Genomic DNA, 15,140 nt, shown 5'->3' on the forward strand with positions numbered 1-15,140 from the left:
GGGCTAGTGGGCACGGAGACATGTATAAGAGACAGCGGCACGCCCGCCCCCGGATGGGTGCCGGCGCCGGCGAAATAGAGGTTGGCGATCTTGGCATCGCGATTGTGCGGCCGGAACCACGCCGACTGGGTGAGGATGGGTTCCACCGAGAAGGCCGAGCCCTGATGCGCGGACAACTCGTCCCGGAAGCCGAAGGGGGTGAGGATGCGCGAGGTGACGAGGCTGTCGCGCAGACCCGGCAGCAGCCGCGCCTCCAGATGGGCGAGGATGCGGTCGCGATAGCGCGGGCCTTCCACCTCCCAGTCGATGTCCGCCTTGCCCAGGTGCGGCACCGGGGAGAGCACGTAGAAGGCGGTGCAGCCCTCCGGCGCCAGCGACTTGTCGGTCACGGTGGGCGCATGGAGATAGAGCGAGAAGTCGTCGGGCAGGTTCGGCCCCTTGAAGATCTCGTCCACCAGGCCGCGATAGCGCGGGCCGAACAGCACGGTGTGGTGCTGGAGATGGTCCCAGGTGCGCCGCGCCCCGAAATAGGTCACGAACAGGGACATGGAATGGCGCGTCTTCGCCAGCCGCGCCCCCTCCGAGCGCCCGCGCGCCGCCCCGCGCAGTAGGTGGCGATAGGTGTGCACCACGTCCGCATTGGAGGCGACGAGGTCGAACGGCAGGGTCTCGCCGCTCTTGAGCGTCACGGCGGTGGCGCGCTGGCCCTCCACCACGATCTCGTCCACCGGGCTCGAGAGGCGGATCTCCCCGCCGAGGTCGGTGAACAGCTTGGCCATGCCGCGCACCAGAGCGCCGGTTCCCCCGCGCGGGAAGAACACGCCCCACTTGCGCTCCAGCGCATGGATGAGGGCATAGATGGACGAGGTGGAGAAGGGATTGCCCCCCACCAGCAGGGAATGGAAGGAGAAGGCCTGCCGCAGGTGATCGTCGCGGATGAAGCGCGACACCATGGCATAGACCGAGCGCCAGGCTTCCAGCTTCACCAGCTTGGGCGCGGCCTTCATCATGCTGGAGAATTCAAGGAACGGCACCGCGCCGAGCTTGCGATAGCCTTCCTCGAACACCGCCTGCGAATAGGCGAGGAAGCGGCGATAGCCCTCCACGTCCGCCGTGTCGAAGGTGGCGATCTGGGCGTCGAGAGAGGCCTGGTCGTTCACATAGTCGAACTGCCGACCGTCCGGCCACAGCAGCCGGTAGAACGGCGAGACCGGCATCAGCTCCACATAGTCTTCGAGCCTGCGCCCGGCGGCGGCGAATACCTCTTCAAGGCAGGTGGGATCGGTGATGACGGTGGGGCCGCCATCGAAGGTGAAGCCGTCCTGCTCATAGACATAGGCGCGGCCGCCGGGCTTGTCCCGCTGCTCGAACACGGTGGTGCGGATGCCCGCCGCCTGCAGGCGGATGGCGAGGGAGAGCCCGCCGAAGCCGGACCCGATGACGGCGGCGCGGCGGATGGTCTTGGTGGCATCGAGCATCATGGGGAACCGGGTGCGGCTTTCGTCTCAACAAGGCAGGAGAGCGCCCTGAACACCGATACGGGCGGGCGCCCCGAAAGGATGCGCGCCTTGTCGGCAAGGGTGAGGCGATCGGCGTAGAAGCGGGCGATCAGGTCTTCCGACAGCCCGTAGAATCGCTGGAGAATGGTGTAGCGCCGCTGTGGATCGGCGGCGCGGAACAGCATGCGGTTGAGCAGCCGGAAGAAGCCGCGCCCGTTCCAGGCCGCCGCCGCATGGGCGCGCACGGCCGCCGAGAGCGCGGGGCCGGAGAGGTCCTTGAGCGCGCTCACCGTGTCGGCCAGCGCCATGGCATCGGGCAGGGAATAGCCGGTGGTGGGGTGGAACAGGCCCGCCCGCAGCCCCGCCGGGGCGACGCCCGAAGGGGTCTCGGCGAGGAACGCGTCCACGTCGCCGCCGAGCGCAATCGGCAAGATGCCGTCCTCCTCCCGCACCACATAATCCACCGCCCAGCCCTGCGCCGCGGCATAGGCGGAAATGCGGCCGCGCAGGACATCGGTGGGCAGGTCCGGGCCGTCGGCATAATAGGTGTCTTCCACCAGCACCGTGTCGTCGTCCAGCGGCAGCACATAGACGAAGCGGTAGCCGCCCAGCTGCTCCACCCGCGCATCCATGATGACGGGGCGGGTGAGGCCGTGGGGCCGCGACAGGCGCAGCTCTTGCCCGAGGAAGGTCTGGTAGCCGAGGTCGAGGTGGCGCGAGGCCACGGGACCGCGCCCGTCCACCACCGCCCGGGCGGCGATGCGCTCGCCGCCCTCCAGCACCACATGGTCGGCCGCCACATGGGCGACGCGGGCGTTGGTGCGGATGGAGGCGCACAGGCGCTCGTTCATCACCTCGGCCATGCGCTCGGAGGAAATGGTGGCGTAGCCGCCCTTGAGGCTGCGGGAAAAGGCGGGGAAATGCACCTCATGCCCGGCCCAGCCATAGCTCTGGAACGGCGCGAGGAAGGCGCGCTGGGCGGCGGTGAGATCGCTGTCGTGGCAGGACCAGCTGTGGTTGCCGCCGACGCTCTCGCCGGCTTCCAGCAGCAGCATGTGCAGGCCGGGCCGCTGCGCGGCGAGGCGCGCGGCCATGAGGCAATTGGCAAGGCCGGCGCCGACGAAGACGATGTCCATGCCCTTCGCGCTGCTCCTGCCATCGGCCCCCGGACAGGGCAATAGCCGCCGGGCCGGCCCCTGTCACCCCCGCCGCGACTCAGCGCGGCACCGCTGCCTTGTCGTCGTCGGCGGCGGCGTGGAGGCCCGCGGCCTTCTGGGCGAAGAACTGGTCGATGCCCGTCACCACCGTCTCGGCGATGCGGATGCGCCCCTCCGGCGAGGTGAGGAGCTTCAGGTCCTCCTTGCTGGACATGTAGCCGATCTCCAGCAGCACGGAGGGCACGTCATGGGCCCGCAGCACCCGGAAGCCGGCGGATTTCAGCGGCGAACGGTGGAAGCGCACGGTGTTCTTCATGGCGCCCACCAGGGAGCGGGCGAGCAGGGCGGAAAAATTGCGCGTCTCGCGCTGGGCGAGGTCTACCAGAATGCCCGCCACCTCGTCGGTCTCGTCGGACAGGTCCACGCCGGCGATGAGGTCGGCCTTGTTCTCCTTCTCCGCCAGATGAGCCGCGTCCGCGTCGCTCGCGGTGTCCGCCAGGGTGTAGACGCTGGCGCCCCGCGCCTGTCCGTCGCCGCGGGCGAGCGCATCGGCGTGGAACGACACGAACAGGTCGGCGCGATGGGCACGGGCGATGCGCACCCGCTCGCCCAGGGGAACGAAGGTGTCGGTGGAGCGCGTCATGACCACGCGATAGGCGCCGGAGCGCTCCAGAAGCTCGCGCACGGCGAGCGCGGTCTCCAGCACCACGTTCTTTTCCGCGAAAGCCGAATAACCCGTCGTGCCCGAATCGATGCCGCCGTGTCCGGGATCGAGCACCACCACGGGGCGCGTGTCGCCGGCCGCCGGCGGCACGATGGGGGTCGCAGGCAATGCGGTGCGCAGGGCGGCGGAGCGCGCCGCGGTGCGGGCGAAGGCGTCGGGATCGCTCTTCACGAGGTCCACCACGAGGCGGGCGGGCTGGTCGTCCACGGGATCGAGCACGAAGGCCTTGTCGATGGCCACCGGCCCGGTCACCTCCAGCACCATGCGCGCCTTGCCCGGCGCGAACACGCCAAACCGGTAGGCCGACACCAGGCCACGCTTCAGCTGGTTCGATTCGGGCCGGAGCGCGAAGGCGACTTCCGGCAGGTCGAGGACCACCCGATAGGGCTCGGCCAGGGTGAAGGCGTGGAATTCCACCGCCCGGTCGAGGTCGATCACGAGGCGCGTGCGCTGGGCATCGCCCGCAAGCCGCGCATCCCTGGCGGTGGCGGGGCCGCCATCGGCCGGCCCTGCCGTATGGGGCTGGGCCTGCACATCCGCCTCCCCGGCGCGGACCGGCGCGGAGACCACCGATGACGCGAACGTGAGCACGCCTAGAAAAAAGGCGAGGAATAGGGCGCGCAAACCGCTGCGGCGCCTTGTCCCGGCCGGCATGGGCGCGCGCGCCGGCCTGCGGCTCAGATCCGGGCGCAATTCGAAGCGCAGGTCCAGGCGCAGGTTCATCGGCACCCCATCTTCGCACGATCGCAGGGTCGGACCCAAGATCGGGCCATTGAAGGAGGGCAGCCTTAAGGCGGTGCCCGTAAACGCCCCGTTGACGAAGCGTTATAGCCCGCTGGAATGAGGAAGTGGACGCATAAACCTTGCCAAGCAGGAAGTTGGGCGGGTAAGAATGGCGGGGTACACAGTTCGCGTTCCGGACCAGGCCCTTCGGCCCCGGCTGCCGCGGCTGCCGCAGGACAGTGTTTCCTCGATCCCGGGCGGGCCGCTGAGCGCGCCGGATGCCCGGAAGTGCGGGAACACTGCCATCGCCGCTGGCGGCTCGACCACTTTTGTGGAGCCCCGTGGTGAGCGCCCCACCGGCGCTCGATGCGACAGCCCCACCGGCCGCCTCAGCCGAAGAGCCGCAAGGGACGATCTGGGGAATCGGGCGACCGTGTGCCGTGGCCGGAACGAGGCGCCCGCCTTTCATCCGGCCTGAACCCTTCATCGAGGAATGGGTAGCCGAGGGCATGGATTTTTCTCCGCACGACAGGCGCGTTATGCGCGCCCCCGTGTGCCCCGACGTCGAGGGTCGTAGCGACACGCCCCGACGCACCCGCTCCTCCGTTTCGTCCTCACGTCATCACATCCGGCGCCCGAGCGGCCCGGCCACCCCGCAATGGGGCGCGCCTGGGCGGCTGTCGCGGACCTTTGCCCGCGGCGCCGTGAAGAGAGAATTCCATGGCCAACAAGATGCTCATCGATGCGACCCACCCGGAGGAAACCCGGGTGGTGGTCGTGCGCGGGAACAGGGTCGAAGAGTTCGACTATGAGTCTGCGACCCGCAAGCAGTTGCGGGGCAACATTTATCTGGCGAAGGTGACGCGCGTGGAGCCCTCGCTCCAGGCCGCCTTCATCGAATATGGCGGCAACCGCCACGGCTTCCTCGCCTTCAGCGAGATCCATCCCGACTATTACCAGATCCCCGTGGCCGACCGCCTCGCCCTGATCGAGGAGGAGGAGCGCGCCGCCCGCCTCGCCGACGACGAGGCCGAGCTGAAGGACCGCCGCCGCGAGCGCGGCCGCGCCCGGCGCTCCAGCTCCGATCAGGCCGTGAGCGAGGCGGCCGAGACGGTCTCCGCCGAGGCTGATGCGGCCTCCGGCTACACGCCGTCCAGCTTCGAGGCGTCCTCGGATACCGTGGCGGCCGAGGCTGCCGAATTCGACCACGGGTCCGCACATGAGGCACCCCAGGGTGACGCGCCCGAAGCTGAGCAGCCCCAGGCTGAAGCCGGCTCCTGGCAGGACGCCCCCGCCCAGAGCGCGCACCCCGCGCCCGAGCATCACGCCCCCGAAAGCGTGACCGACCTGCTGTCCGCCGCCGAGGCCGCCGAAGCGTCCGCCGAGATCCGGGAAGCCGAGGTCGAGGCCACTTACGGCACCCCCCTGCCCGCCCCGCAGGAGCAGCACGCCGACGCGAACGCCGACCTGCGCCTGCGGGAGGCCCCCGAGGGCGAGACCCATCCCGCCCCCATCCTCGACATCGAGGAGATCCGCACCGAGACCCGCCCCGTCGAGGACGACGAGGAAGAGGACGAGGACGACGGGGACGTCGACCAGATCGACGAGGAAGAGGAGATCGAGCATCTCGGCGCCGACGACGACGCCATGGAAGAGGTGCCGGAGCGCGCGCCGCAGCGCCGTGCCCGTTCCTACAAGATCCAGGAAGTCATCCGCCGCCGCCAGGTGATGCTGGTGCAGGTGGTGAAGGAGGAGCGCGGCAACAAGGGCGCCGCCCTCACCACCTACCTCTCGCTGGCCGGCCGCTATTCCGTTCTCATGCCCAACACCGCCCGTGGCGGCGGCATCTCCCGCAAGATCACCAACACCGTTGACCGCAAGCGCCTGAAGGAAGTGGTGCAGGACCTGGAGGTGCCCGAAGGGATGGGCATCATCCTGCGCACCGCCGGCGCCAACCGCACCAAGGTGGAGATCAAGCGCGACTTCGAATACCTCCTGCGCTTGTGGGAGACGGTGCGCGAGCTGACACTGTCCTCCGCCGCGCCGAACCTGGTCTATGAGGAAGGCTCGCTCATCAAGCGCGCCATCCGCGACCTCTACAACAAGGACATCGACGAAGTTCACGTGGCCGGCGAGGAAGGCTATCGCGAGGCCAAGGACTTCATGCGCATGCTCATGCCGAGCCATGCCAAGTGCGTGCTGCCCTATCGCGAGCCGCAGCCCATCTTCGCCCGCTACGGGGTGGAGCAGCAGCTCGACGCCATGTTCTCCCCGGTGGTGCAGCTCAAGAGCGGCGGCTACATCGTCATCAACCCGACGGAAGCCCTGGTCTCCATCGACGTGAACTCGGGCCGCGCCACCCGCGAGCACCATATCGAGGACACCGCGCTCAAGACCAACGTGGAAGCCGCCGAGGAGATCGCCCGCCAGCTGCGCCTGCGCGATCTCGCCGGCCTCATCGTGGTCGACTTCATCGACATGGAGGAGAAGCGCAACAACCGGTCGGTGGAGCGCAAGCTCAAGGATTGCCTGAAGAACGACCGGGCGCGCATCCAGATCGGCCGCATCTCCCATTTCGGCCTGCTGGAGATGTCGCGCCAGCGCATCCGCACCGGCGTGCTGGAAAGCTCCATCGAGGTGTGCCCGCACTGCGGCGGCACCGGCCACGTCCGCTCGGCGGCCTCGGTGTCGCTCCAGCTGCTGCGCGCGCTGGAAGAGCAGCTGTTGCGCGCCGCCACGCACAACCTCTACGCCCGCACCCGCACCGAGGTGGCGCTCTATGTGCTCAACCAGAAGCGCGCCCACCTGCGCGAGCTGGAAGAGCGCTTCTCCGTCACTTTGGCCGTCGTCGCCGACGAGAGCGTGACCGGCCACCAGCCCTTCATCATCGAGAAGGGCGAGCTGGCCGTTCCCCCGGCCGCCGCCCCGCGCCCCAGCTCCGTGGTGCACCCCGATTCCATCCTGCTCGACGAGGATTATGCCGAGGAGGAGGACGAGGAGGTGATCGAGGAGACCGCCGAGGCTGAGGCCGAAGCCGGTCCCGAGGTCGACGGCGAGGCCGGCGACCGCGCCGATGACGGCAATCGCAAGCGCCGCCGTCGCCGCCGCCGGCGGCGGGGCGAGAAGGACGAGACCCGCGAGGGTGGCGCCGAGGGCGAGGAGGAGGATGACGCCTCCGCCGAGGCCCAGGATGGCGACGAGGGCGAAGGCGAGGAGGACGACCGCTCCGAAGAGGAGCGCGCCGCCGACGCCGAGCGCTCTGAAGAGGAAAATGCCGAGCGCCGCCGCCGCCGTCGCGGCCGTCGCGGCGGCCGTCGCAACCGCCGGGAGCGCGAGGGCGAGGGCGACACCCCGCTCGCGGCCGGCGAGGCCGATGGCGAGGACGCGGACGAAGCCGACGAGGCGGATGCCGTCGCCGAGGTCGAGGATGCGGGCGCAGAAGCTGCCCCCGCCTTCGAGGTGCGCATTCCGGTGACCCCCGCCGAGGTTCCGGAAGCCGCCGCCGAAATCCCGTCCGTGCCCATCCTCTTCTCCCCGGCGCCGGTGCCGGCGGTGGTGGAGAAGCCCGAGGCCAAGGCCGTGGCGACCAAGGCCGCAGAGCCGGAAGCCGTCGAGCCGGCCAAGCCGCGCCGCCGCTCCACGGTGCGCGAGAAGGCCCCGGTGATCGTCATGGTGGACGATGCCGCCGCGAGCGCCGCCCCGGCCGAGCTTCAGCCGGCCCCGGCCGGTTCCGAGGCCGAGCCCCAGCTCGCCGCTGAACTTCCCGCCTCTGAACGCTCCACCCCGGACGTGCCCGCTCCCGAGATCGCCTCCGAGGTCGCGTCCGAGGTCGCCTCCCCGTCGGCGCCCACCGCCGGGCCGGAGGCCCAGGGCAGCGAGGAGAGCGCGGCCAGCAAGAAGTCGGGCTGGTGGCAGCGCAAGCTGTTCGGCGGCTGAAGCCAGGCCTCCTGCCCAGAGGCCCAGGCTTCCTGACCCTTTGAAACGACGCCTCCCGGCCCTCCGGGAGGCGTTTTCGTTTGCCGGAGACACCCGCCGCGTCGCGAAGCGGCCACGTTTGGCCCCCATAGGCTCTGACTTGCGATTCCTCTCCACGTGCGGCGCCGACGTGCGCATTCCACTCGCGCGGACGTGAAAGGGAAGTTGCGCTCCCGACGCCGGCCACGCAGTGTGAGCCCTTCGCACGGGAGAGAAGTCGCGCTATGCGATGGCGCGCCTGATGGGGTGCCGTGGAGGGAACCGGCGAAATGCGGTTGATCTTGAGGTTTCTGGGGTTCGTTTTCGCGCTCACCACGGTGGTGCTGCTCGCCGGTGCCGCGGGCGCGACCTATTTCGTGTGGAAGTACTCCCAGGACCTCCCCGACTACTCCCAGCTGCAGAACTACGAGCCGCCGGTGATGACCCGCGTGCACGCCGCCGACGGCGCGCTGGTGGCCGAGTACGCCAAGCAGCGCCGGCTCTACATTCCCATCCAGTCCGTGCCGAAGTCCGTGATCGAGGCCTTCCTGTCGGCCGAGGACAAGAATTTCTACGAGCACGGCGGCATCGACCCCACCGGCATCTTCCGCGCCGCGGCCTTCTATTTCCAGAACTACGGCAAGAACGTCCGGCCCCAGGGCGCGTCCACCATCACCCAGCAGGTGGCCAAGAACTTCCTGCTCACCAACGAGGTGTCCCTGGACCGCAAGGTCAAGGAAGCGCTGCTGGCCCTGCGCATCGAGCGCACCTATTCCAAGGACCGCATCCTCGAACTCTATCTCAACGAGATCTATCTCGGCATGGGCGCCTACGGCATCGCCGCCGCCGCTTTGGTCTATTTCGACAAGTCGGTGGACGAGCTGAACGTGCAGGAAGCGGCCTATCTCGCCGCCTTGCCGAAGGCGCCGTCTTCCTACAATCCGTTCCGCGACCGCTCCCGCGCCGTCGATCGCCGCAACTGGGTGATCGACCGCATGGTGGAGAACGGCTTCGTTTCCCAGCAGGAGGGCGAAGCCGCCAAGAAGTCGTCGCTGGACGTGACGCCCCGGGCCACCGGCGCGCAGATCTTCGCCGCGGAATATTACGCCGAGGAGGTGCGCCGGCAGATCTACGAGCGCTATGGCGAGCGCAAGCTCTACGAGGGCGGCCTCTCGGTGCGCACGCCCCTCGACCCCAAGCTGCAGGTGCTGGCCAAGAAGACCCTCACCGACGGCCTCGTGCGCTATGACGAGGAGCGCGGCTGGCGCAAGCCCGTGACCCATCTGGACCTCTCCGGAGGGGTCGACTGGGGCATGAAGCTCGGCGAGGTCAAGGAGCTGAACGACATTCCCTGGCGCCTCGCCATCGTGCTGGACGTGGGCAAGGACAATGCGCGCATCGGCCTCCAGCCGCCGCGCACCAAGTCCGGCGCCCGCTCCACCGACCGCGAGGTGGGCCTCATCCCGGTGGACGGCGCCAAGTGGACCCGCCGGCCCCTGCCGCAGGTGCTGAAGCCCGGCGACGTGATCTATGTGGAGCCGCTGGGCGACCGCTCCGGCCAGTGGCGCCTGCGCCAGCTTCCGGGCGTGGAAGGGGCCATGGTGGTCATGGAGCCCACCACCGGCCGCGTGCTCGCCATCTCCGGCGGCTTCTCCTACGACGAAAGCCAGTTCAACCGCGCCACCCAGGCCATGCGCCAGCCCGGCTCCTCGTTCAAGCCGTTCGTCTATTCGGCGGCGCTGGACAACGGCTACACCCCCTCCACCATCGTCATGGACGCGCCGTTCGAGCTGGAGCAGCAGGGCCAGGCCACGTGGCGGCCGGAGAATTATTCCGGCAAGTTCTATGGCCCGCAGACCCTGCGCTTCGGCCTGGAGCAGTCGCGCAACGTGATGACCGTGCGCCTCGCCAACGACGTGGGCATGCCCATCGTGTCCGAATACGCCAAGCGCTTCGGCATCTATGACGACATGCCGCCCTATCTCGCCATGGCGCTCGGCTCGGGCGAGACCACCCTGCTGCGCATGACCGGCGCCTACGCCATGATCGCCAACGGCGGGCGCAAGGTGACGCCCTCGCTCATCGACCGCATCCAGGACCGCTACGGCCACACCATCTTCAAGCACGACGAGCGCGAATGCCGCGGCTGCGAGGCGGACAAGTGGGACAACCAGCCTGAGCCCAGCCTCGTGGACCGCCGTCCGGTGGTGCTCGACCCCATGACCGCCTATCAGATCACCTCCATGATGGAGGGCGTGGTCCAGCGCGGCACCGGCACCGCGCTGAAGGAGGTGGGCAAGCCCATCGCCGGCAAGACCGGCACCACCAACGACGAGAAGGACGCCTGGTTCATCGGCTTCACGCCGGAAATCGTGGTGGGCGTCTATCTCGGCTACGACAAGCCCCGGCCCATGGGCAAGGGCTCCACCGGCGGCCTCATCTCCGCGCCCATCGTGCGCGACTTCATGAAGGTCGCCATCGCCGACCGCCCGGCCCTGCCGTTCCGGGTGCCGGCGGGCATCAAGCTGGTGCGCATCGACCGGAAGAGCGGCCAGCGCGCCGGTGCCGGCGACAGTTCCATCCTGGAGGCCTTCAAGCCCGGCACCGCCCCGCCCGATGGCTATTCCGTGGCGGGCTATTCCGGCACGGATGCCGCCTCGCCCGAGCCCAGCCCCCCCGCGCGCACCGGCGGCGGCCTCTACTGAGACCGACGCCCTTTCCTGAGACGGGCGCCCCTTCCTGAGATGGCTCCCCTTGCCGGGCCGAGACCTCTGGCCACGTCCACCCGGCACCCCGGTCGCACCGACCGGGGTCATTAACCGAGGCACACCGGCTTTCTGTACAACATCTGCGGATTCGATAAGCTGGCGCTGGAGCAGGGTGATCCAGCGGGCTGCGGAGCCGTTGCCATCTGACGGAATCCGGTCCTCGGATCGCGCTTTCGGGGCGAGTGGACCTGTCGTGCCCCGTGTCGTCCGCCATGCGCCCGTTGGCGCGGAGCCGCAGCCATGGGCAAGACGATCACCGTTCTTCCGTCGGCCGCCACCAGCCGGACCGCGGATGCCGTGGTGTTCATGGACGAGAATGGCATCGTCACCTTCGTCAATGCAGCGGCCGAGCAGCTGTGGGGCCTGTCCGGCGCGGCCATGATCGGCCGCGATGCGCGCGCCGTCTTTCCGGCGGCGCTGCGCTTCGCCCCGAACCGTCTCTGGACCAGGGAGGACATGGTCGGCACCGACCGGCAGGTGGTGATCGCGCACCCGGACGGCTCGAACGCCGTCGCCCTGATCCACGTGGCGCAGGTCCAGCACGCCGGCAAGTCCGGCTACGCGGCGGTGGTACAGCCCCTGCCGGGCCCGGCAGGGGCTGCCGGGCACATGGGCATCCTCTCCCTCGTCGCCGAGAAGACCGATCGCGGCGTGGTCGTCACCGATGCGCAGCGCCGGATCGTCTACACCAACCGTGCCTTCCAGGAGATGCTCGGCTACGCCGAAGGCGAAGCCGACGGTCGCGCGCTGGCGGACCTGCTGGCCTCCGGCAAGGGCGCGGCCGACCTCGCCGCGCGGATCGACAGCAGCATCCAGCGCCGGGTTCCGTTCCCGGAAGTCGTCCCGCTACGCAGCGCATCCGGCAGTGAAGTGTGGGTCTCGGCCACCATCACCCCGGTGCTCAGCCCGACCACCGGCGCCCTTGAGCACGTGTTCGCCGTGATGGCCGACATCACCCACACCCGCCTCATGGAGGACCTGCAGCGGCAGGTGCTCGCCGCGCTCGCGGCCGACGCGCTGGCCCGCGACATCCTGGAGTTGCTGTGCCGCAAGGTGGAGGGGCTGGCCCCCGGCGTGCTGTGCTCGATCCTCGGCGTCACCGCCGACGACCGGCTGACGGTGCTGGCCGCCCCCAGCCTGCCGGCCGCGTTCTCCGCCGCGGTGGAGGGCCTGGCCATCGGCCCGACGTGCGGAAGCTGCGGCACCTCGGCGTTCCGCGGCGAGGCGGTGATGGTGGAGGACATCGCCGGCAGTCCGCTGTGGGCGGATTTTCAGCACCTTGTCCTTCCGCCCGGCATCAAGGGCTGCTGGTCCATCCCGGCGAAGCTGCGCAGCGGCAAGGTCGCTGCGACCTTCGCCTTCTATTTCCCCGGCCCGCCTTTCGCTGCGCCCTGGCTGGAAAGCGTGGTCTCCGTCTGCTCCGACCTGTGCGCGCTGGTTCTGGAGCGGTCGGATGCGCGCAACCGCATCGCCACCCTCGCCAGCATCGACACGCTGACCGGCCTGCCCAACCGCCGCCGGCTCATCGAATCCCTGTCCGACCTGATCGCCGCGGCCGGCGAGCACGACGAGCCGCTAGCGGTGCTGATGCTCGACGTGGACCACTTCAAGGACGTGAACGACACCCTCGGCCATTCCACCGGCGACGCGCTTCTGGTGGAGATGGCCCGGCGCCTCAAGGCCCAGTTGCGCATCGGGGACACGGTGGGCCGCACCGGCGGCGATGAATTCGTGGTGCTGGTGCACGACTGCGCGGCGGAAGAGGCCGCGCACATCGCCCGCCGCCTCATCGACTACATGGCCGCCCCCATCCCGGCGCAGAAACTGCACCTGACCATGTCGGCATCGGTGGGCATCGCCCTTTATCCCCAGCATGGCACCGCTGCCGAGACGCTGCTGCAGCATGCCGACACCGCCATGCACGAGGCCAAGCGCAAGGACAGGGGCCGGTTCCAGTTCTTCACCGCGGACCTGAACAAAAGGGTGGAGGACCGCCTGGTGCTGTCCGTCGCGCTCAGGGGGGCGTTGCAGAGCCACGCGCTGCGCCTTGTCTACCAGCCCCAGGTGACGCTCTCGGGCGGCACGCTCCACGGCGTGGAAGCCCTCGCCCGCTGGTCCGATCCGGTCCATGGGGCGGTTCCCGCGCCCCGTTTCATCGCCCTTGCGGAGGAATACGGCTTCATCGAAAGCATCGACCAGTGGGCGGTGGAGGAGGCCTGCCGGCAGCTCGCCGTCTGGCGCGCCGAAGGGGTCCCGGTGCCCCACGTCTCGGTCAACCTCTCCCCGCTGAGCTTTCGCAGCACCGAGATCGTGGGCATCATCGGCGATGCCCTGAAGCGGCACCATCTCTCCCCCGGCGACCTTCGGGTCGAGATCACCGAGCGGATGACCATGGACCAGAACCCCAACGCGCTCGCCACCGCGCGCGCCATCGATGCGCTGGGGGTGCGCATCGCCATGGACGATTTCGGCACCGGCTATTCCAGCCTCAGCGCCCTGTCGCGCCTGCCCATCGCCGAACTGAAGATCGACCGCTCCTTCATGCTCAGCATCGAGCACGACAAGAACGCCCTCGCTTTGGCCACGGCGGTGATCGTCATCGGCCAGAGCCTCGGCATGGCGGTGGTGGCGGAAGGCGTGGAGACGGTGGCACAGGCCGAGCTGCTGCGCGCCCTCGGCTGCCATGCCGTCCAGGGCTACGTCTTCGCCCGGCCGCTGGAGGCGGCGGACCTCGCCGGCTGGCTGTCCGCCAACGCGCCACCCGCCGGGTCCTGAACGCGCCGGGTGGCGAACGCAGCCTGGCGAAGCGCCGCCTCTTCCGTTTACACCTGCGCGCGCCGCCGCTATTTTCCGCGGCCCCCTTTGGTCATGCACCGATCGGCCTCGCCTTGCGGCCGATCGGTGCATGACCTTCCCAGATATGGAGACGGACTGTCGGTCCGGGTCGCCTCGACCCGGACGCATCCCGATCCAGCCGGAGTATGATGAGCCATGCGCGCGGAACTCGCCGCAAAGGTCGACGAGATCAGAGCTTCCCTGGACCTGCTGCGGTCCCACCTCGACGTGGACCGCTCGCGGCGGCGTCTTGCGGAGCTGAACGCCATCGTCGAGGACCCCAAGCTCTGGGACGACCCCGAGCGGGCGCAGAAGCTCATGCAGGAGCGCACCACGCTGGAGGACGGCCTCGGCGCCATCGACCGCGTGCTGCGCGACCTGGACGACAACATCGAGCTGATCGAGCTGGGCGAGGCGGAGGGCGACGAGGGCGTCATCACCGAGGCCTCAGCCGCCCTCGACGGCCTCAAGGCGGAGCTGGCCCGGCGCGAGCTGGAGGCCCTGCTCTCCGGCGAGGCGGATGCCAACGACAGCTATCTGGAAGTCCATGCGGGCGCCGGCGGCACCGACAGCCAGGACTGGGCCGAGATGCTGCTGCGCATGTACCGGCGCTGGTGCGAGCGGCACGGCTTCAAGGTGGAGCTGATGGACGAGTCCCAGGGCGAGCAGGCCGGGCTGAAGTCCGCCACCATCCAGGTGAAGGGCCACAATGCCTATGGCTGGCTGAAGACCGAGGCCGGCGTGCACCGCCTGGTGCGCATCTCGCCGTTCGATTCCAACGCCCGGCGCCAGACCTCGTTCGCCAGCGTGGATGTCTATCCGGTGGTGGACGACCGCATCGTGGTGGACATCAAGGAAGCCGACGTGCGGGTGGACACCATGCGCTCCGGCGGCGCCGGCGGCCAGCACGTGAACAAGACCGAATCGGCGGTGCGACTCACCCATATACCCACCGGCGTCGCGGTGGTGAGCGAGGGCGACCGCTCCCAGCACAAGAACCGCGCCACCGCCTGGAACATGCTGCGGGCCAAGCTCTACGACCTGGAGCTGAAGAAGCGCGAGGCCGAGGCCATGGCCGAGCAGGCGGCCAAGACCGACATCGGCTGGGGCCACCAGATCCGCTCCTACGTGCTCCAGCCCTACCAGCTGGTGAAGGACCTGCGCACCGGTGTCACCTCCGGCACCCCGCAGGAGGTGCTGGACGGCGACCTCGACCCCTTCATGCAGGCGGCCCTGGCCCAGCGCGCCTATGGCGGCGGCCCCGAGAGCGTGGAGGACGTGGACTGATCCACGCCTGAACCGCCCTCCCTGCCGGCGGCGCGGCCGGCACATGGGTCCGCATCATAATTGCGATGTTGTCTCAGGTCCGGATGCGCCGTCACCCGGCCGTGTCTCAGTTTGAAAAGAGCCGCCGGCGAACCCTGCTCTCCACCCCGCGCCGGCCCACTCCCTCTCCCGCTTGCGGGGGAGGGCTGGGGAG

The 15,140-nt window shown here is 69.4% G+C and carries 7 protein-coding genes; 4 read left to right on the forward strand and 3 right to left on the reverse strand.

The window, feature by feature from the left end; translation table 11 throughout:
* The 3 genes from K9U41_RS16890 to K9U41_RS16900 form a co-directional block, all read right to left on the reverse strand.
* On the reverse strand, positions 1-1,481 hold a 1,481-nt coding region (locus K9U41_RS16890; RefSeq protein ID WP_282642045.1), incomplete at its 3' end, for a phytoene desaturase.
* Positions 1,478-2,635: a lycopene beta-cyclase CrtY gene (gene crtY / locus K9U41_RS16895; RefSeq protein ID WP_282642046.1), complete on the reverse strand. Its 1,158-nt coding sequence runs from the start codon at positions 2,633-2,635 to the stop codon at positions 1,478-1,480. The genes crtY and K9U41_RS16890, both read right to left, overlap by 4 nt.
* A gap of 79 nt (positions 2,636-2,714) precedes the next feature.
* On the reverse strand, positions 2,715-4,103 hold the full coding sequence (locus K9U41_RS16900) for an N-acetylmuramoyl-L-alanine amidase (protein WP_282642047.1): 1,389 nt from the start codon (positions 4,101-4,103) through the stop codon (positions 2,715-2,717).
* A gap of 720 nt (positions 4,104-4,823) precedes the next feature.
* On the opposite strand from K9U41_RS16900, the gene K9U41_RS16905 reads away from it, so the two are divergent.
* The 4 genes from K9U41_RS16905 (at position 4,824) to prfB (ending at position 14,947) form a co-directional block, all read left to right on the forward strand.
* Positions 4,824-8,039, forward strand: coding sequence for an Rne/Rng family ribonuclease (locus tag K9U41_RS16905; RefSeq protein WP_282642048.1), 3,216 nt, complete (start codon positions 4,824-4,826; stop codon positions 8,037-8,039).
* A 308-nt stretch (positions 8,040-8,347) separates the two neighbouring features.
* Positions 8,348-10,762, forward strand: a complete 2,415-nt coding sequence (locus K9U41_RS16910; protein ID WP_282642049.1) for a penicillin-binding protein 1A — start codon at positions 8,348-8,350, stop codon at positions 10,760-10,762.
* A 303-nt stretch (positions 10,763-11,065) separates the two neighbouring features.
* Positions 11,066-13,600, forward strand: a complete 2,535-nt coding sequence (locus tag K9U41_RS16915; protein ID WP_282642050.1) for an EAL domain-containing protein — start codon at positions 11,066-11,068, stop codon at positions 13,598-13,600.
* 216 nt (positions 13,601-13,816) lie between these two features.
* A complete protein-coding gene (gene prfB / locus K9U41_RS16920) occupies positions 13,817-14,947 on the forward strand; it encodes a peptide chain release factor 2 (protein WP_282642051.1) in 1,131 nt (376 codons plus the stop codon).
* Positions 14,948-15,140: the final 193 nt, after the last annotated feature.

Origin of the sequence: Xanthobacter autotrophicus (assembly GCF_029991245.1) — a bacterium.
GTDB classification, from domain to species: Bacteria; Pseudomonadota; Alphaproteobacteria; order Rhizobiales; family Xanthobacteraceae; genus Xanthobacter; species Xanthobacter autotrophicus_C.

Coding starts and splice junctions, on each gene's coding strand:
- crtY (WP_282642046.1), bottom strand. CDS start 2,635: ATGGACATCGTCTTCGTCGGCGCCGGCCTTGCCAATTGCCTCATGGCC.
- K9U41_RS16910 (WP_282642049.1), top strand. CDS start 8,348: ATGCGGTTGATCTTGAGGTTTCTGGGGTTCGTTTTCGCGCTCACCACG.
- K9U41_RS16905 (WP_282642048.1), top strand. CDS start 4,824: ATGGCCAACAAGATGCTCATCGATGCGACCCACCCGGAGGAAACCCGG.
- K9U41_RS16900 (WP_282642047.1), bottom strand. CDS start 4,103: ATGAACCTGCGCCTGGACCTGCGCTTCGAATTGCGCCCGGATCTGAGC.
- prfB (WP_282642051.1), top strand. CDS start 13,817: ATGCGCGCGGAACTCGCCGCAAAGGTCGACGAGATCAGAGCTTCCCTG.
- K9U41_RS16915 (WP_282642050.1), top strand. CDS start 11,066: ATGGGCAAGACGATCACCGTTCTTCCGTCGGCCGCCACCAGCCGGACC.